We start from the raw sequence: 19,093 nt of genomic DNA on the forward strand, positions 1-19,093 counted from the left end.
TCTTCCCGGATAGTGTGCGAGTCCCCCGAAGCTACCGGGCGTCCGCAGCCCTTCGTAGGAGCCAGCCAGCCGGCGCCTACAGGTGGGGGGGTTAGTTCGCCAGTCGAGCCCCTGCCAGACTCCCGCTCAACTCATACGCCGCCAGTTCCGCCTGATGCGCCGCCAGGATATCCGGCAAGGAACCGCGCAAATACTCGACCCAGGTCTTGATCTTCGCATCCAGGTACTGCCGCGAGGGGTAGATCGCGTACAGGTTCAGTTCCTGCGACCGGTAATTCGGCATCACCCGCACCAGCGAACCGTTACGCAACCCTTCAATCGCCGCATACACCGGCAACACGCCGACGCCCATGCCGCTGGTGATCGCGGTCTTCATCGCGTCCGCCGAGTTCACCAGAAACGGCGAGCTGTGGATGGTGACCATTTCCTGACCTTCAGGCCCATCGAAGGTCCACTTCTCCAATGGGATCACCGGGCTGACCAGGCGCAGGCACGCATGGTTCAGCAAGTCGCTGGGTTTATGCGCGCAACCGTTGGCTTTCACATACGCCGGCGAGGCGCAGACGATGCTGTAGGTGATGCCCAGGCGTTGGGAGACGAAACCCGAATCCGGCAGTTCGCTGGCAAGGACGATCGACACGTCGTAACCCTCGTCGAGCAAGTCCGGCACACGGTTGGCCATGGTCAGGTCGAAGGTCACGTCAGGGTGAGTCTTGCGATAGCGGGCAATGGCGTCGATCACGAAGTGCTGACCGATGCCGGTCATGGTGTGCACCTTGAGTTGCCCGGCCGGGCGCGCGTGGGCGTCACTGGCCTCGGCCTCGGCTTCTTCGACGTAGGCCAGGATCTGCTCGCAGCGCAACAGGTAGCGCTTGCCGGCCTCGGTCAGGGCGATGCGGCGGGTGGTGCGGTTGAGCAGGCGGGTTTGCAGGTGGGCTTCCAGGTTGGAGACCGCGCGCGAGACGTTGGCCGTGGTGGTGTCGAGTTGCACGGCGGCGGCGGTGAAGCTGCCGGCCTCGGCCACGTAACTGAAGGCGCGCATGTTTTGCAAAGTGTCCATGGGGTGCTCTCGGGTGCGATGGCAAATTGTGACACAACGTTTCAGGATCTGAGACCCCGACCAAGGGATTATCGCGTGAACGGTAACAAAGATTCACAGGAATCCCGGCTTATCGCGACCAGGACCCACCCCTAGAATTGCGGGCACTCCTGTAGACGCAGCCTTCGGCAGCTCCTACAGGGGAGACTTCTCCCCCTCTCAGGAAATCGCAGCAGTGCCGCGTCGCATCAGCAGAGCGCTTCAGACGCTCAGTGTTTTGGCTTTAACCCTGGCAATCAGCGGCTGCATCGGAACCGGAGGTATTGCCCCGCAGGGCAAGGCACTGGAGGCCAATTCACTGGCCACCGACGAAGCCATCCAGAGCGCCGCGCAGGACGCTCACTGGCCCACCGCACAATGGTGGCAAGCCTACGGCGACCCGCAACTGAATCGCTGGATCGACCTCGCCCTGCAAGGCAGCCCGACCATGGCCATGGCGGCCGCGCGAGTGCGTCAGGCCAGATCCATGGCCGGCATCGCCGAATCCGCCGAGTCGCTGCAGATCAATGGCCAATCCACCCTCAAGCGCCACAACTGGCCCTCCGATCAGTTCTACGGGCCGGGCGAGCTGGCCAATACGACGACCTGGGACAACAACGCTGCACTGGGCTTCAGTTACGCCCTCGACCTTTGGGGCCGCGAAAGCAATGCCACCGAGCGTGCCGTGGACATGGCGCACATGAGCGTCGCCGAAGCGCGCCTGGCCCAGCTCGAATTGCAGAACAATATCGTGCGCGCCTATATCGAACTGTCGCTGCATTACGCGCAACGGGACATCGTCGCTGCGACCCTGAAACAGCAACAGCAAATTCTCGACCTCGCACAGAAGCGTCTGAGCGGCGGTATCGGCACGCACTTCGAAGTCAGCCAGGCCGAAACGCCGCTGCCGGAAACCCACCGCCAGCTCGATGCCCTTGATGAAGAGATAGCCCTCAGCCGCAACCAGCTCGCAGCCCTTGCAGGCAAAGGGCCGGGCGACGGCGCGCAATTGCAGCGGCCGACGCTGGCGTTAGGCACGGCGCTGAAATTGCCGTCGTCGCTGCCCGCGCAATTGCTCGGCCAACGCCCGGACGTGGTCGCCAGTCGCTGGCAAGTCGCGGCGCAAGCGCGGGGCATCGATGTGGCTCACGCCGGTTTCTACCCCAACGTCGATCTGGTCGGCAGCCTCGGCTACATGGCCACTGGCGGCGGAGCGCTGGAGTTTTTGACCGGCAGGAAACTCAATTACAGCGTCGGCCCGGCGATCTCGCTGCCGATTTTCGACGGTGGCCGTTTGCGGGCCGAACTGGGTGAAGCCTCCGCCGGTTATGACATCGCTGTGGCGAAGTACAACCAGACGCTGGTCAACGCGCTGAAGAACATCTCCGACCAGTTGATCCGCCGCGAGTCCATGGACAAGCAGCAAACCTTCGCCGCCGAGTCCGTGGCCACCGCGCAGAAAACCTACGACATCGCGATGATCGCCTGGCAACGCGGGCTCACCGATTACCTCAACGTGCTCAACGCCCAGACGTTGTTGTTCAAACAGCAGCAGGTGCAGCAACAGGTTCAGGCTGCGCGGCTCAGTGCGCATGCCGAACTGGTGACGGCGCTCGGCGGTGGACTCGGTACGGGCAACGATGTGCCGACTGCCGAACAGACCCAGGTCCCGAAAACCCCGAGCCTTTTACGTTGAACACACTACCTGTGGGAGCCAGCCTGCTGGCGATGAGGGGGCCACCACCAACATTGATGTCGACTGATACTCCGCTATCGCCAGCAGGCTGGCTCCCACAGGTTTTACTGAGCAGGATTCCATGACCCCCTTGCCCGCACCTCTGCGCTGGCTGTATTCCCTCGAATGGCGCCGGGGTTTCTTTGACTGGGCACGCAGTGACGGCGTGACCTGGGTCTACATTTTCAAGGTGTTGATCGCCGCGTTCATGACCCTGTGGCTGGCGATGCGTCTGGAATTGCCGCAGCCGCGGACGGCGATGATCACGGTGTTCATCGTCATGCAGCCGCAAAGCGGTCAGGTGTTCGCCAAGAGTTTCTACCGTTTTCTCGGCACCTTGACCGGGTCGGCCGTGATGGTCGCGCTGATTGCCTTGTTCGCGCAAAACACCGAACTGTTCCTCGGTTCGCTGGCGATCTGGGTCGGCATCTGCTCGGCGGGTGCCGCACGTTATCGCAACTTCCGTGCGTATGGTTTTGTCCTGGCCGGCTATACGGCGGCGATGGTCGGGTTGCCCGCGCTTGCACATCCGGACGGCGCATTCATGGCGGCGGTCTGGCGCGTGCTGGAAATCTCGCTGGGGATTCTCTGCGCCACCGTGGTCAGCGCCGCAATCCTGCCGCAAACCGCCAGTGCGGCAATGCGCAACGCCTTGTATCAGCGCTTCGGTGTGTTCGCCTTGTTCGTCACCGATGGTTTGCGCGGTCGTAGCAAGCGGGACGCTTTTGAAGCGAGCAATGTGCGCTTCATCGCTGAGGCGGTCGGCCTGGAAGGGCTGCGCAGCGTCACCGTGTTCGAAGACCCGCACATGCGTCGGCGCAACGGTCGACTCAGTCGTCTGAACAGCGAGTTCATGGGCATCACGACGCGCTTCAACGCCTTGCACCAACTGCTTGAACGCTTGCGCAGCAGCGATGCCGATCACGTGGTCGCGGCCATCAAACCGGGCTTGCAAGACCTGGCGGAAGTGCTCGACGGTTTCAGCGGTCGTGCCTTGACCAGCCCCGATGCGGCACGGTTGGTCATCGCGCTGAGCGTTTACAAGGAAGGGCTGCCGGCCAGGGTTCGCAGCCTGCGGGCGAGCTTTCAGGAGCGCAACCCGAGCGACGCCGAACTGCTCGATTTCCACACCGCGTACGAGCTGCTCTACCGTTTTGTCGACGACCTGCACAGTTATGCGCAGACCCACGCGTCCCTGGCCGATCACCGCCATGAACGCGAGCGATGGGACGAGCCGTTCACCCCGCAAACCAACTGGCTGGCATCCGCCGCTTCGGGGATTCGCGCGGCATTCATTCTGGTTGTACTCGGCAGCTATTGGGTCGCAACGGCGTGGCCGAGCGGGGCGACCATGACCCTGATTGCAGCGGCGACTGTCGGGTTGTCCGCCGCAACGCCCAATCCAAAACGCATGGCGTTCCAGATGGCCTGCGGCACGTTCCTCGGCGCGCTGATCGGCTTCGTCGAGATGTTTTTCATCTTCCCCTGGATCGACGGTTTTCCCTTGCTGTGCGTGATGCTTGCGCCGGTGATCGTGCTCGGTTCGTTCCTGACCTCGCGCCCGCAATACGCCGGCGTCGGTCTCGGCTTGCTGATCTTCTTCAGCACCGGTTCGGTGCCGGATAACCTCACCGTCTACAACCCTTACGCCTTCATCAACGACTACATCGCCATGGTGCTCGGCATGCTGGTGTGCGCGGCGGCGGGGGCGATCATCCTGCCGCCCAACAGTCGCTGGTTGTGGCGTCGGCTGGAGCAGGATCTGCGTGGACAGGTGGTGTACGCGATCAGCGGCAAGCTCAAAGGCCTGGCCTCAAGTTTCGAAAGCCGCACGCGTGACTTGCTGCATCAGGCCTATGGTCTCGCGGCCGGCCAGCCGCAGGTGCAACGGGACTTGCTGCGCTGGATGTTCGTGGTGCTGGAAGTCGGTCACGCGATCATCGAACTGCGCAAGGAACAGGCGATTCTGCCGGTGCACCCGGCGTATGCCGAATCGCAGCCGTGGCGCCAGGCCATCCGCGTAATGGGCCGCTCGCTGGTGCGGCTGTTCCTGCAACCAAGCCAGAGCAATCTGGAGCGCGGACTGATCGCGGTGGACCACGCGATCAGCCGCGTACAAGCCACCGACGAACCCTTCGCCCCGCACTTCGATACCTCGGCATTACGTCGGGTGAAGAGCTACCTGCACTTCATCCGCACTTCGTTGCTCGACCCGCAATCACCGCTCGCTGCTTACGTGAACACCCCGCCTCAAGGACTTGAACATGCCTCGTGAAATCGCCTTCCACGGCGTGTACATGCCGACCATGACGCTGATGTTTTTCATTGCCGCGGCGCTGGCCTGGGCGCTTGACCGGTTCCTGTCCGGGTTCGACCTGTACCGTTTTTTCTGGCACCCGGCGCTGCTGCGCCTGAGCCTCTTTACCTGTCTGTTCGGCGCGCTGGCGCTGACTGTCTACCGTTGACTCTCTATCACTGAAGAAGGCCCTGATGAAAAAGCTTTTCAGCCTGCTTGCGACCCTGCTGGTGCTGGCCCTCGCGCTATGGATCGGCCGGACCCTGTGGGTGCATTACATGAACACGCCGTGGACCCGCGACGGCCGGGTGCGCGCCGACATCATCAACGTCGCCGCCGACGTCACCGGTGAAGTGGTGGACGTGCCGGTGCGCGACAACCAGCAGGTGAAAAAGGGCGACCTGCTGATGCGCATCGACCCCGAGCACTACCGTATCGCGGTCAAACAGGCGCAGGCGATGGTGGCTTCACGCAAGGCGACGTGGGAGATGCGCAAGGTCAACGCCCATCGCCGCGCCGACATGGATGCCCTGGTGATCTCCAAGGAAAACCGCGACGACGCCAGCAACATCGCCGACTCGGCCCTCGCCGATTACCAGCATGCGCAAGCGCAACTGGAAGCGGCCGAACTGAACCTCAAACGCACCGAAGTGCGGGCGGCGGTGGACGGTTATGTGACCAACCTCAACGTCCATCGCGGCGACTACGCGCGCATCGGCGAAGCGAAAATGGCCGTGGTCGACATGAATTCGTTCTGGGTCTACGGCTTCTTCGAAGAAACCAAGCTGCCCCACGTGCGCGTCGGTGATAAGGCCGACATGCAGTTGATGAGCGGGGAAGTGCTCAAGGGGCATGTGGAAAGCATCTCGCGTGGTATCTACGACCGCGACAATCCGGAAAGTCGTGAGCTGATTGCGGATGTAAACCCGACCTTCAACTGGGTGCGCTTGGCACAGCGCGTGCCGGTGCGGATTCACATTGACGAAGTGCCGGACGGGGTGCTGTTGGCGGCGGGGATTACGTGCACGGTGGTGGTTAACTGATCTTCGCACCGCCGCTCCCACACTTGACCGAGTTTTTCCTGGATAAATACGATCGAATGTGGGGGCGGGCTTGCTCGCGAAGGGCGCGATTCGGTCTCACGCCTTGCAGAAAGTTTCATGCAAATGCCGCCAAAGAATTCTGCCTTCCACCTTCTCGAACACCACGGTCGAGCGACGATCGGAGTGCAGGCCGGTGGCATCGGTCTGTTGCTCGCGGTAACTCACGGTTGCACCACCGTCATGTAACGCGAGGCCACGCAATTCGCTCAGCTCGATCCGGAACCCGAGTTTCTTGCCGCCCGCCAGCGTGAACAACTCGTTCAACGCCGCAAAATCCAGCACCCGGCCCAACGGCGAGACCATGGAAAACTGCGGGGAAAAACGTGTCAGCAGGTGTTCAAGTTCAGTGGCATCCCGTTCTTCGGCCAGCCATTGTTCGATGGCCACATGGGCCTGGATCACTTCGTCAAAGTATTCGGTGTAGTCGGTCATGTTGTTTCCTGAAAAATGTGCAGAACCTGTTCTGACGCCATCGCCAGCCTGCTGGCGATGGCGTCAACTCGGTTTCAGAGCTGCCCACGCAACCCAAACCGCTTCATCAACCCCGACTCCAGCAACCCCTTGGGCAACAACCCCGCCAACAACGGCAACGCCCGGCTGCCATTGCCCAAACGAATCAGCCGCGGCGGCTTGCTCTGCTGCACGGCCTTGAGCAAACCGGCGGCAAATTCACTCGCCGGAGTGGGGTTGTCCTGAGACGCCTTGGCTCGCGCCCGGATGCCTTCTCGCAGTGGAAACCACGGCGACTGCTCGCTGATCAATTGCTCGGCCTCAGCCCCTGCATTCTTGGCAAAACTGGAGGCGATAGCACCCGGTTGTACCTCCATCACCCGCACGCCAAACGGCGCCAGTTCCATGCGCAACGCATCGCTCAAGGCGTGTACCGCCGCTTTCGACGCGCAATACGCGCCCGCGAACGGCGTGACCAACACGCCGGACACACTGCCGATATTCACCACGATCCCTTTGGCCCGGCGCAACACCGGAAACAGCGCGCGCGTCACGCCGACGATGGCAAACACATTGGTTTCGAACTGCCGTTGCATGGCCGGTACGCCGCCGTCCAGTAGCGGGCCCATCGCCCCATAACCGGCGTTGTTGATCAGTACATCGAGGCCGCCATGCCGTTGATTGATCTGTTCGCTCAACTGTTCGAGTGCCGCGCCATCGTTGACGTCCAGCTGCACGGCAGTGAACCCGGCGGCGGTCAAAACCGCCACGTCCTCAGCCTTGCGCGCACTGGCCCAGACTTCATAGCCGGCACCTTTGAAGGCATCGGCCAGGGCGCGGCCAATGCCGCTGGAACAACCGGTAATCAACGCAACGGGCATGGCGCGGTCCTTGTGCAGAAGAGAGAAAAGGGATCAGTCGGAGAAACTACCCTGCAAACGCTCGGCGCGAAACTCCAGGGTTTGCGGGCGATAGCCGGGGCGCAGCGGCGGCATGGGCAAACAGTCTTCCCAGTTCGCGCCGGCCTGCAATTCACCGGGACCGCGATAACGCGGCGCGGTGTATTGGTTGTCGGCCAGATTGACTGTGTCGCCCGGTGCGTACGCGGCGATGCGCCAACGCAGCTCGGTCAGCGGCACGTCGTTGCCGTTGTTCATTTTCAACAGCAGCGGGCGATCCGCCGGGCAGTGCTCCGGCGCATAAGTGATGCGCAACTCAAGCCGCGCCAGTTGCTTGACCTCGCGGTTGTCCATCCAGATCACCCAGGTGGCTACCACACCCAGTCCAATGGCGGCCGCCACCGAGACAGGCAAGGCCTTGGCCGGGTAACGCAGCAACAGGATCAGCCAGGTGATGACCAACAGGACGCCGATAAACATGTCGCACAACCTCGCAGTAGAGAGGCTCATCCTACCTAAGGGAGGGTGGACTTGGCGATGGGCGTGGTGAGGGCGACCGTTTGTCGAGCCTGTAATTTGTGACAGTAGCCATGCGTGGGTTTTCAGCATTAGCTGGTGCAAATCGACATGAAGACGCCTGATGCGGCCTCACCTGGCTTTCATACATCGCGACACCCCAGAGATGACGGTCGTTGAACCGCGGGGGCTGGCTGTGCGTTTGGTGGATTATTACCGTGCAGAGGAGGGGGCGGATGCCGAAGCGCGGGTCAATCGCACGGTCCATGACCCGGTAGGCAGGGTGATTGCGCAGAGTGATCCGCGGTTGTTCCTGAATGCCACGGCACCGGCCAATCTGGTTACGATTCATGGCCTCTCGGGCACAGCTTTGTGCACCCTCAGTGTCGATGCCGGTCTGCATGTGAGTCTGTTCGGCGAGGCGGGTCAGCCGGTTCACAGCTGGGATGGTCGGGGTTCGCAGCACTGGATGCACTACGATAATCAGCTGCGATTGACGGCGCTGTTCGAGCAAGCTGCGGAGGGCGAGGCGTTTTGCGCGGAACGTTTGACTTACGCGGCCAACGATCAGGCATTCGCCGATCACAACCAATGCGGCCGATTGATCTGCCACGAGGACCCGGCTGGGGCTGTGCTGTTCAATGACTACGGATTGAGCGGCGCGATACTCGAGCAAGAGCGGTGTTTTGCCAAGGAGTCGTCTCCCGGTTTCGCCACGCACTCACGATTCAATCCGTTGAACGATCTGCTGTCCCGAACCGATGCACAAGGTAACGAACAACGCTTCAGCCAGACCGTGGGCGGCCATTTATGCGCCGTGGACTTGCGCTTGAACAACACGCTGGAATGGCTGCCCATGGTCAGCGCCATCACCTGCAACGCCCACGGCCAGGTCGAGAGGGAAGTCGCCGGCAATGGCGTGATCACCACCCTCGAATACGCCACCGAAGACGGACGCCTGCAACGCCTGCTGTCCCGACTCGGTCAGGATGATCCGTTGCAGGACCTGCGTTATACCTACGACCCGGTCGGCAATGTGCGAAGCATCGAAGACGCCGCGCTGCCGATCCGCTACTTCGCCAATCAGCGCATCGAGCCGGTCAGTCATTACTTTTATGACACGCTTTACCGGCTGATCGAGGCCACAGGCTGGGAGGCCGGTTGGGTCAAACACGGCCCGTCATCGGCGATGACGGCGGACCCCGCCATGCCTGGCAACTACCGCCAGACCTACCGCTATGACGACGGCAACAACCTGCTCGAACTGACCCACGTCGGCCCACAAAACCACGGCCATCGGCTGGTTGCGGATGCCCACAGCAACCGCTGCCTGCCGGTGCGCGATGGTATCGAGCCGGGTGAGGAGGATTTCCGCAGCGGCTTCGATGCCAACGGCAACCTGCTGAGCCTGCAACCGGGACAAGCGCTGACCTGGGATCTGCGCAATCAACTGCGCGAAGTCCGGCCGGTCAAACGCGACGCTGGTCCTGACGATTTCGAATGCTACGACTACGGCGCTGACGGCATGCGTGTGCGCAAAGTCCGCTCGCTGCAAACCAATGCGCAAACGGTGGTCATTGAAATCCGTTACTTGCCCGGTCTGGAAATCCGTACCCACAGCGGCACCGGCGAAGTGCTGCACGTCATCGACATAGCGACCGGCCGCGGCAGCGTGCGGGTATTGCATTGGGAGGCTGGAAAACCGAATGAGATCATCAACAACCAGCAGCGTTACAACCTGACGGATCATCTGGGCTCAAGCGCGCTGGAGCTGGATCAGGACGCGAAGATCATCACTCAGGAACGGTATTACCCGTTTGGCGGAACGGCCTGGTCGAACGGAGAGGCGGTGCAGGTCAGTTACAAAATGGTGCGGTATTCAGGGAAGGAGCAGGATGCGACGGGGCTTTATTACTACGGGTTCAGGTATTACATACCGTGGTTACAGCGTTGGTTGAATCCTGATCCGAAAGGATATGCTGATGGTTTAAATCTGTTTGCTTTTGTCAGTGATAATCCATTGAGATATAAGGATCTTCAAGGGACAGAACGCATTGACCTGAATGAGCTGACTACAGAACAGAAACGCGCTATCGGTCTTGATGGTGGGCAAGTTTCAGTTGCGGATCAATTGTATTCCTTCAATATTGTGAACGAGCCAATTTTTGGTGTTCAAGAAGTTAGGGGTAGGATTTTTAAGGACCTAAAGCGCGTGAGTTTTTCAAATTTGGTTACCAAAATGTTCTTGGTTGAGGGCGCTCCTAACCAAATCGTTGATCAGTTGCGATCCCGCTTGGAACCTGGCGAAATGATAAAGGCGCTAGATAAAATTCGCAAGTCGGACGTAGAATCAAGTTTGAAGTTGTCTATAGAAACAGGGATTGGTCATTGCGGCGAACATGCGGATATAAATTTTCATCTGTTGGCCAGTTCCAAAACAGAGCAGCCGGTTTTTCGGGTTAAGGCTGCAAATAACGTTGATCACGGTTTTGTTGTGATAGGAGATCCTCGTGTTCTCTCAATAGATAAGATTGTGGTAGCCGATGCCTGGGCAACCTTTCCTAGGGCTCATACTTTGGATGTTGGTATTTTTGGGGTTGGTAACATCACTGCGAGTGCTGGCGCAGACGCCGATCCTAAATATCAGATGGATGATGCGCAATTAATACAACACAGCCAGATCGAATTCCCGATCATGGGAACCTCTCAGCGTTTTGAGTCAGTGGCTGGCGGGTCAGCGTATATGCAGCTGTTTTCAGTTCAAGAGAGTTTTCAAGGGGTTGACTATAAAAGAGCAGGTTACCGTCGGGGGCATTTTAATGAACTTCCCGTGCGCTATGTATTTGAGCGAATCTCGCAACTTCGAAACTATAATGATTTTCTCGCGCAGCGCGGTGGCGGACATGCATGAATTTAATTAGTCGATCTCAAGTGGAGTCTTGTCCGGGGGAAGTGGAGGCTCCAAAGTGATTGGACTGTAGTGTGAACATTCACGTTGGTTGCGGCTGCAATTCCTGACTCTAGCCAAACATCAACATTTATCATCAGCTGATACTCATCGTTTTTTTTCAGATTGTTCCTTAATTCGCGATAAATTTTTCCAACTTAAAAAGCCCCCACCCAACCCACTGCGGATAGGGAACGCAGTGGTCTGGATGGGGGCTTTTTTTTACCGATGACTTACTGCGCGATGGTTTTCACCGAAACCCCACGCTCGATCGGCGTAGACCGACCATAGATATCTTCAAACCGCTCGATATCGTCTTCACCCAGATAGCTGCCCGATTGCACTTCGATGATCTCGAGTGGAATCTTGCCCGGGTTGCGCAAACGGTGGACCGAAGCAATCGGAATGTAGGTCGACTGGTTTTCAGTCAGCAGAAACACATTCTCATCGCAGGTCACTTCGGCGGTGCCGCTGACCACGATCCAGTGTTCGGCGCGGTGGTGGTGCATTTGCAGCGACAGGCACGCGCCCGGTTTGACCGAGATGTGCTTGACCTGGAAGCGCCCGCCCATGTCGACCGAGTCGTAGGAGCCCCACGGACGATAGACTTCGCAGTGGTTCTGGGTTTCGCTGCGACCCTGTTCGTTGAGGGTGTTGACCATCTGTTTCACGCCTTGGACCGAGTCCTTGTGCGCGATCATCATGGCGTCCTTGGTTTCGACGACCACGATGTTTTCCAGGCCGATCACCGACACCAGTTTGCCATTGCCATGGATCATGCAGTTCTTGCTGTCCTGAATGACCACGTCGCCTTTGGTGACGTTACCGTTGACGTCTTTGTCATTCACTTCCCACAGCGACGCCCAGCAACCGACATCGCTCCAGCCTGCAGTGAGCGGTACGACGCAGGCGCGCTGGGTTTTTTCCATGACCGAGTAATCGATGGAATTGTCCGGGCAGCAGGCGAAGGTGGCTTCGTCGATGGTGACCGTGTCGGCATCCTGTTCGCTGCGCTCAAGGGTCAGCAGGCAGGTGTCGTAGATGTCCGGATCGTGTTTTTTCAGCTCTTCCAGGAAGCGGCTGGCACGGAACAGGAACATGCCGCTGTTCCAGAAGTAACCGCCGGACTGGACGAACTCGGTGGCGCGTTTGACGTCAGGTTTTTCAACGAAGTGCGAGACGCGGCTGACGCCTTCAGGCAGCAGCGAGTCGTTGGTCGACTTGATGTAGCCGTAGCCGGTTTCCGGTTTGGTGGCCGGGACGCCGAACAGCACCATTTCGCCGTTTTCGGCGGCGACAGTGGCCAGGGCCAGGGCGCGTTGCAGGGCTTTCTGGTCTTCCAGCACGTGGTCGGCTGGCAGCACCAGCATCAGCTCGTCACGACCTTCATTGACCAGCATCATCGCGGTCAGGGCAACGGCCGGCGCGGTGTTGCGACCGAACGGTTCCATCAGGATGCGCTGGGTGTCCAGTTTACGGTTGGCCAGTTGCTCGTTGACGATGAAACGGTGGTCCTTGTTGCAGACCACGATCGGGGTGTCCATGCCTTCGAACACCAGGCGTTCCAGGGTTTGCTGGAACAGCGTGTGTTCGCCGGTCAGGGCGAGGAATTGCTTAGGGAACTGCTTACGGGAAAGCGGCCAAAGACGTGAGCCACTACCACCTGACAAGATCACCGGAATCATGTTGTTACTCCTTGAAAATCGTATGGGTCAGAGCTACTGCGTTCTGTCGTTTCACTCTTGTTCTTATTCCGTAGCCCGACTGACGACCCGGTCCCACAGGGGGACGGGGTCAATCAGGCAAATTTTTAGCGCGTCGAAACCGGGCGTTTTACCCAGACTGGCGACAGGCTGCTGCCGTTGCCGGTGACGTACAGCACCGCCGCTTCACCGCGTTCCAGGGCAACCGGCTTCACGTCGCCCACTTTCGTGGCGCCATCGTATAGCGCCAGGCTGACTTTGACCGGGTTGATTTCACGCTCGCCACGGCCCTTGGCGGCCACGGATGGCACCACTTCGGTCTTGCCGTCAGCGGTTTTCAGGGTCAAGGCCTTGTCACTCAGGTTCTGTACCCGAACCAGGGATTTCTGCTTGTTCTTGAACGGCGGCTCTTCGATCAGTTGTGGCGCGCCGCTGGCGTTGTTGACCAGGGTGTAATAGTGATCACCGGCCAGTTTCACCGGCAGGGTCTGGCTGCCGACCTTGGCGCTGTAGTCGCCGCCCGGCATGAAGCTGAAGTCGGTGCTGGACAGCGGCGCGACGTCGGCCAGGTTGGTGCTGCCGACGGTGGCGCTGACTTCAGCGTTGCCGGCGTTGTAGACACGCACGAAGCTCGAGCCTTTCGGTGCGGTCGGGCCGTAGAGCGCGGAATCACCACCGGCGAAGGCGTTCATGGAAAGGACGCTGAAGGTCGCGGCCAGAGCGAAGGTCTTGGCGAGACGGCGAGGAGTAGTAGTGAAAGTCATGGTGTACCTCTCTTTCAGTTTTGCGCCCGGTCGGGCGTCTCGGATTTAGTGTTTGCGGCTACGTTTTGTTGGCGAGCGCCGGCTTCTTTGAGCTCTGCGACCCACTGCGGGTCGGCGTCGCCGATTTCGTTGTTCACAGGCAGATAACGTTCAGGAAACTCCCAGATCAGCACTTGTGGCGGGCTGTTCTTGAAAGCATCGCTTTTCAGGTAGCTGAGCATCGGCAGAATCGGTCCGTGGCCGTCTTCGGCGTAATTGACCACGTCGCTCTTCAGCGCTTGTTTCAACGCACCGACGAAGTTCCAGTTCGGGTTGGCGCTGTAGCTGGTGCCGATCAGGGCCACCGGCACTTCGGTGTTGGCGAACAGCGCGTCATCACCGCCAGCCTGATCGTCGGCCACCACGGTGTTGCGTTTCTGCAACGGCTCGGTCGCCGGCATCAGGTTTTCGAACAGCGGATCGAGTGGCAGGAACAAGCGCAGGTCACCCTTGTGGGTCACGGTTTCTGCCGGCTCGGTGACGAAGCGCTGAGGCTCGCCGCTGAGCGGGGTTTTTTCGGCAATGGTCTTGGCCAGGGTCTCGGCGGCGATTTGTGCGCCTTCCGGGGTCCAGTGGGTGTCGGTGCGCAGGAACACTTGCTGACCGTCGAGCTTGGCCTTCAGCAACGGGCCGTACAGGTCGGGGGCGAGGATCTTGTTGGCCGCCACACGGGCGTGGAAGTCCTCATAGAGGTTGGCGTGAATGCTCGAAGGCTTCTCTTCGCCCAGGTGTTCCGGGTACAGGCGAGTCTTGGCCGGCACAATCGCCATCACCAGTTTCACGCCTTTGGCTTTCAGTGCCTGGCGTACGCCTTCGACCAGCGCGTAGTTGCCTTGCAGGTTCAGCTCTTCGTTGACGATCGGGTTGAATTCCTCATCGCTGTACAACCACTGGTCACGGCCGAGCACGACGCCCGGACGACCTTCGTTGAACAGTTTGAAATCCAGCGCGGCCCAGAGGTTGGTGCCCAGGCGCTTGATCGGGAACTCGTCGTCGTAATGCGTTTCCACGGCTTTCGCCCAGCGGCCGTTGAGCACCGTCGCGTCGGCGTTGGTGCTGAAGCCGAGGAAGCTGCGCGTCGACCACAGGCCCAGCACCAGCAGGGTCACCATGAACAAGGTGATGTAGAAGATACGTAATGAGCGGGTCATGGTCAGATCCCTCAGAACTGGAAGTAAAGGAACGGCGAGAAGCTTTGCGCCGAGAGTTTGAAAATCGAGGCGATGAACAGCACCAGTACCAGCGTGCGCATCACGTAACGCGACCAGTCCGCCGTCCAGTAGGCCGGTTGCACGGTGGCTTCAACGCCGACGGTGTAACCCGGTTCGTGGATGCTGGCCGGGTTGTCGCCCGGTACGGCTTTGATCATTCCAGGCGTTGCGGCAGCGGGGCCATCGGCCTCGACGTTCACAACAGGCTTGGTCTTCTCAGGCGGCAGGTTGCTGTAGAAGTCACGGATACCGAAGAACGCCAGGGTCATGTAAGCCACCACCAGGGTCGCCACTTGCAGACCGGTGAGGCTGGCCTGATTGAGTTCCGACAGCGACCATTCGCCAAAGCTGAACATTGCGCCGTACATACGACCGGCGACGTGCAGGTTTTCCGAGCGGAAGATCACCCAGCCCATGACCACGAGCAGGAACGTCAGTGCCCAGCGGATCGGGTTGATGCTGCGTGGCGAGGTGTTCAGGCCCAGGGCTTTTTCAATTGCCAGCCACATGCCGTGCCATGCACCCCACACGATGTAAGTGATGTTCGCGCCGTGCCACAGACCACCGAGCAGCATGGTCAGGAACAGGTTGCGATAGGTCATCAGCGTGCCTTTGCGGTTACCGCCGAGGGTGATGTACAGGTAGTCACGCAACCAGGTGGACAGGCTGATGTGCCAGCGACGCCAGAACTCGGTGATCGACTGGCTGATGTACGGCTGCTTGAAGTTTTCCATGAAGCGGAAACCCATCATCAAGCCCAGGCCGATGGCCATGTCGCTGTAGCCCGAGAAGTCGAAATACAGTTGCGCGGTGTAGGCCAGGGCGCCGAGCCAGGCATCGCCCGTGGTCGGGTTCTGCAAGGCGAAGCAGTGGTCGGCCACCACCGCGAGGGTGTCGGCGATGAAGACCTTCTTGATGAAACCCTGCATGAACCGCGTGGCACCTTCGGAGAACTTGTCGAGGGTGTGGGTGCGGTTGTTGAACTGGTCGGCGAGGTCGCGGAAACGCAGCACCGGACCGGCAATCAGGTGCGGGAAGATCGCCACGAACGCCGCGAAGTCGATCAGGTTGCGCGTTGCCGGGGTGTCACCACGGTAGACGTCGATGATGTAGCTGATGGACTCGAAGATGTAGAACGAGATCCCGATCGGCAACAGCACATGGGTCAGGATGAACGGCGACAGACCGACCGAAGTCATCATCGCGTTGATGCTGTCGACGCCGAAGTTGGCGTACTTGAAGTAGCCGAGAATGCACAGGTCGACAGCCACGCCGAGCAGCAGCCAGCGCTGGGCCGGTTTGGTCCGAACGCCTGCGGCGCCGACTTTGAGGCCGATCCAGTAGTTCCACAGCGTGACGGCGGCGAACAGCGCGAGGAAGTCCACGCGCCACCAGGCATAGAACACATAGCTGGCGATCAGCAGCAGCAGGTTGCGATAGCGTATTCCGCTCAAGTAATACATGCCGAGAAAGATCGGCAGGAACAAGAACAGGAACACGTTGGATGAAAATACCATCCCGGTCTCTCCATGTTTAACCAACAGTCAAGGGCCGCAGCCCCCCCAAACCCCCCCATAGAATTCGGGACGGTTGTATTGCATGTTGCGCACTAGCCTGTGGCGAGGGAGCTTGCTCCCGCTGGGGTGCGAAGCGCCCCTGAACCTGATGAACGCGGTGTGTCAGTCAGTCCGCGTTTACTGGGTTACGACTGCTTCGCAGCCGAGCGGGAGCAAGCTCCCTCGCCACAGGGGAATACAGTGAACGTTAAGAGCCTTTACCTTTTTCGTTGGCCGGATCGTAGACCTTGGTCAGGTCACCCCCGAGACGGAAGGTCTTGAATGGCTGCATCTCGTGCTTCTTCTCAAGCACATCCGGCGAGCAGGTGTAGAGCGTGCAGAACGGTTCGAGCCAGGCGAATTTCGAGTCGACCTTGAGGTCGGTCATGTCCTGTTCCTTACCGTTCTTCTTCTCGAATTCTTCCGGGTCTTTGACACCCGCGAGCACTCGGTCACCCAGGCGTTTCAATGCGCCGTTGTTTTCCTGACGCAAGTCCACACCGTTGACCTGAGCGAAACTGGCGATCATCGCCAATGGCGGCAGGGCATAGTTGTGATAGGCGAGGGCGCGTTGCTGGCGCTTGAGTTCGTTCGGCAGGAAACCCTGGGCGTCGATCTGATTGGCGCCGACCTTGAATTCCTTCACCGACCAGTCGAACAGGTCGCGGCGGTTGGTGGCGATGGACGTTGCCATCACCGACCAGGCGGACCAGTACGAGTGGTTGTTGGTTTTTTCCAACGGCAGGTTGTCCCAGTCACTGACCACCTGATCTGCCATTTTGCTGAACCAGGCTTCAATCAACTGCGACTCTTGCTGATGGTTGGCCAACGGATGCGAGTCGGAGAATTTCAGGCGCAGGTACGAAGACGCCATGCTGCCCAGCGCCCATTTGCGCATGGACTTGCCGGTGTGGTTGAAGTCCTTGGACATCAACGCATCGGCCTTGGCCCACGCGGTCAACCAGTTCAGCGTGCATTCGAGCTGTTCCGGGCGACCGTCACGCATGTACTGCATCACGCGCTTGCTGGTGCCGCGCTCGATCTTGGTGATGTCGGCGGTGGTGTCGCGGAAGGCTTTTTCCGAGGCTTTGTTCAGGGTCGAACGTGCCTTGTCGGAGCCTTCGTATTTGCTGCGAAATTGCAGCGAACCGGTGTAGGGCGTCGGCATGGCGTCACAGCCTTCGCTCTTGTCGCCGGTTTTGATTTTTTCGATCGGCGCGAAGTAACCCTGGGGTGGACGCAGGGGCGCGGCGGCCTGGGTCGCACCGGCAAACATGGCCAGGCTCAACAGGGACGGTGCGATCAATCTTTTCAAAGTTCGGGTTTGCATGATTGCCTCATTGCCCGGCTTGAGCGGTACGTTGCTCAGCGCCTGGGAACACGTTGCGTTTGCAGATTTTCGCTTCGACTTTCTGTGGCGCGGCACCTGCTTCAGGGCCCTGGACTTCGACGGCCAGCAGATTCTGCGAGGCCCAGTCTTCGTCCGTGCGCAACTCGAAAGCGAAACGCCCGTCGGTTTCGGAGGTTTCCGGTTTTTCGATCTTGATGTCCTCGTGGCGACCGTTCATGTACCAGAGGGTGGCTTGCAGGGTTTTCACCGACGTATCGGCGAAACGGATGTCAACCTGGTGACCGCTGTTTTGCAGGTTCAGGTTCTTGCTGTTGACCATCAATTCGTTCTTGCCCGGTTTCAACGTGGCACTGCCGCTCATCTGTGCATCCTTTCCTTCGCAGCCGTTGTCCAGCAGCGCCATCATCTGGCGGTAGATGGTTTCCTGGTCGAGGCGATAGAGCGGCGAGAATTCCCAGATCAGAATCTTCGGCGGCTTGGTCTGGAACTCTTCGCTGCCCAGGTACTGCAGCATCGAACCTTCCAGGCCACCGCCAGGGAACGCCACGTTGAGGATGTCGGCGCCGATGGCCTCTTCGAGGAAACCGGCGAAGTTGTAGTTCTTGCCACTGTGGCTGGTGCCGACCAGGGTGATCTCGGGATTGCCGGAGTCACTGAACAGGTCGCCGTCCGCCGCTTCGCCTTTCGGCTCGGTGGTGAATTGATCCATGTACTGGATCGCGTAGCTGGTGCCACAGAGTTGACCGGCCATGTTGTGTAACGTTCCGGTCTTGCCCATGCGACCCGACTTATGGCTCTCGAATTCGCGTTTCGGAATGCCGGCAAACTCAGGCAGTTGCTTGATTTTCTCACCGACGATTTTCGCCGTGCGCTGGGCGCCATACGGCGTCCAGTGCTGATCGCCGCGGAAGTAGAAGTCGTGGGCGGGCAGGGTGTCGGGCAGCGATTCGTTGGTCAGCGGCGACAGGTCTGGCACTACGTAACCCATCTGCTCGAAACGGCCGAGCATGGTCTTGTAGTTCTTCAAAGCCTTGTCGAAATCGAATTTGGCCTTGTCTTCCGGATTGAGCTTGTTGCGGTTCACCAGGCCACGCGTGGGTTGATAAACAACGACGAGCTCCACGCCTTTGCTCTTGAACGCATCGTGCAGTTCTTTCATGCGTTTGTAGCCGGCGGGGGTGGTGTTGAATTCGGTGCGCAAGTCTTCCTGCGTACGGAACAGCCAGTCGCCCTGGGCCTGCACCAGCGTGGTGAAGTTCTGCTGATAACGCGTGGTGTAGTTCTTCGCGTCGTGGGCTTCGGGGCACAGGTTGCAGCACGGTTCGGCGCTGAAGCTCGGTGCCTTGACTTCATCGGCACGGACGCCAGCGCTGGCTGCGAGAATGCCGGCGGTCAGGGCCGACAAGCTGAGTAATTTGATCAAGTGTGGGTGCATAAGATTATCC

General features: G+C 59.7%; 15 protein-coding genes. 5 read left to right on the top strand and 10 right to left on the bottom strand.

The genetic code is table 11. From position 1 onward, the window contains the following. Positions 1 to 91 precede the first annotated feature (91 nt). A complete protein-coding gene (locus B723_RS10115; protein ID WP_017336614.1) occupies positions 92 to 1,060 on the bottom strand; it encodes a LysR family transcriptional regulator in 969 nt (322 codons plus the stop codon). Between the two features lie 214 nt (positions 1,061 to 1,274). Here B723_RS10115 and B723_RS10120 point away from each other — a divergent pair, with 214 nt between their 5' ends. The 4 genes from B723_RS10120 (at position 1,275) to B723_RS10135 (ending at position 6,152) form a co-directional block, all read left to right on the top strand. Continuing rightward, positions 1,275 to 2,774 carry an efflux transporter outer membrane subunit gene (locus B723_RS10120; RefSeq protein ID WP_017336615.1) on the top strand — a complete coding sequence of 500 codons (1,500 nt, stop codon included), beginning with the start codon at positions 1,275 to 1,277 and terminating at the stop codon, positions 2,772 to 2,774. A 121-nt stretch (positions 2,775 to 2,895) separates the two neighbouring features. Then, positions 2,896 to 5,088: an FUSC family protein gene (locus tag B723_RS10125; RefSeq protein ID WP_017336616.1), complete on the top strand. Its 2,193-nt coding sequence runs from the start codon at positions 2,896 to 2,898 to the stop codon at positions 5,086 to 5,088. Then, the gene (locus tag B723_RS10130) at positions 5,078 to 5,278 is read left to right on the top strand and encodes a DUF1656 domain-containing protein (protein WP_007896379.1); all 201 of its coding nucleotides are present in this window, start codon (positions 5,078 to 5,080) and stop codon (positions 5,276 to 5,278) included. The genes B723_RS10125 and B723_RS10130 overlap by 11 nt, the downstream gene beginning before the upstream one ends. A 25-nt stretch (positions 5,279 to 5,303) precedes the next feature. Then, the gene (locus tag B723_RS10135; RefSeq protein ID WP_017336617.1) at positions 5,304 to 6,152 is read left to right on the top strand and encodes an efflux RND transporter periplasmic adaptor subunit; all 849 of its coding nucleotides are present in this window, start codon (positions 5,304 to 5,306) and stop codon (positions 6,150 to 6,152) included. 96 nt (positions 6,153 to 6,248) lie between these two features. Here the strand turns inward: B723_RS10135 and B723_RS10140 are convergent, their stop codons facing one another. The 3 genes from B723_RS10140 to B723_RS10150 form a co-directional block, all read right to left on the bottom strand. Beyond that, positions 6,249 to 6,644 (bottom strand): hypothetical protein, encoded by a 396-nt coding sequence (locus tag B723_RS10140; protein WP_017336618.1) that lies wholly within the window; start codon positions 6,642 to 6,644, stop codon positions 6,249 to 6,251. Positions 6,645 to 6,718: 74 nt separating this feature from the next. Then, the gene (locus B723_RS10145; protein WP_017336619.1) at positions 6,719 to 7,543 is read right to left on the bottom strand and encodes an SDR family oxidoreductase; all 825 of its coding nucleotides are present in this window, start codon (positions 7,541 to 7,543) and stop codon (positions 6,719 to 6,721) included. 33 nt (positions 7,544 to 7,576) lie between these two features. Continuing rightward, entirely contained in the window at positions 7,577 to 8,041 is a 465-nt protein-coding gene (locus B723_RS10150) for a hypothetical protein (protein ID WP_017336620.1), read from the bottom strand. Positions 8,042 to 8,243: 202 nt separating this feature from the next. Here B723_RS10150 and B723_RS10155 point away from each other — a divergent pair, with 202 nt between their 5' ends. After that, the gene (locus B723_RS10155) at positions 8,244 to 10,988 is read left to right on the top strand and encodes an RHS repeat domain-containing protein (protein WP_238588316.1); all 2,745 of its coding nucleotides are present in this window, start codon (positions 8,244 to 8,246) and stop codon (positions 10,986 to 10,988) included. 269 nt (positions 10,989 to 11,257) lie between these two features. On the opposite strand, the gene B723_RS10160 is transcribed toward B723_RS10155, so the two are convergent. The 6 genes from B723_RS10160 to B723_RS10185 all read right to left on the bottom strand — a co-directional run bounded on the left by B723_RS10160 (position 11,258) and on the right by B723_RS10185 (position 19,083). Continuing rightward, positions 11,258 to 12,709, bottom strand: a complete 1,452-nt coding sequence (locus B723_RS10160; protein ID WP_017336622.1) for a mannose-1-phosphate guanylyltransferase/mannose-6-phosphate isomerase — start codon at positions 12,707 to 12,709, stop codon at positions 11,258 to 11,260. A 125-nt stretch (positions 12,710 to 12,834) separates the two neighbouring features. Then, positions 12,835 to 13,491 carry an alginate O-acetyltransferase AlgF gene (locus B723_RS10165; protein ID WP_017336623.1) on the bottom strand — a complete coding sequence of 219 codons (657 nt, stop codon included), beginning with the start codon at positions 13,489 to 13,491 and terminating at the stop codon, positions 12,835 to 12,837. 14 nt (positions 13,492 to 13,505) lie between these two features. After that, positions 13,506 to 14,681, bottom strand: a complete 1,176-nt coding sequence (locus tag B723_RS10170; RefSeq protein ID WP_017336624.1) for an alginate O-acetyltransferase — start codon at positions 14,679 to 14,681, stop codon at positions 13,506 to 13,508. A gap of 11 nt (positions 14,682 to 14,692) precedes the next feature. Next, a complete protein-coding gene (locus B723_RS10175; protein ID WP_017336625.1) occupies positions 14,693 to 16,258 on the bottom strand; it encodes an MBOAT family O-acyltransferase in 1,566 nt (521 codons plus the stop codon). Positions 16,259 to 16,505: 247 nt separating this feature from the next. Then, complete coding sequence (locus tag B723_RS10180) at positions 16,506 to 17,627, bottom strand: mannuronate-specific alginate lyase (RefSeq protein ID WP_017336626.1); 1,122 nt, start codon at positions 17,625 to 17,627, stop codon at positions 16,506 to 16,508. Between the two features lie 7 nt (positions 17,628 to 17,634). Continuing rightward, positions 17,635 to 19,083 carry an alginate O-acetyltransferase gene (locus tag B723_RS10185; protein ID WP_017336627.1) on the bottom strand — a complete coding sequence of 483 codons (1,449 nt, stop codon included), beginning with the start codon at positions 19,081 to 19,083 and terminating at the stop codon, positions 17,635 to 17,637. Between the last annotated feature and the right edge of the window lie 10 nt (positions 19,084 to 19,093).

It is taken from the genome of Pseudomonas fluorescens NCIMB 11764, from assembly GCF_000293885.2.
In the GTDB taxonomy this organism is placed as follows: domain Bacteria; phylum Pseudomonadota; class Gammaproteobacteria; order Pseudomonadales; family Pseudomonadaceae; genus Aquipseudomonas; species Aquipseudomonas fluorescens_B.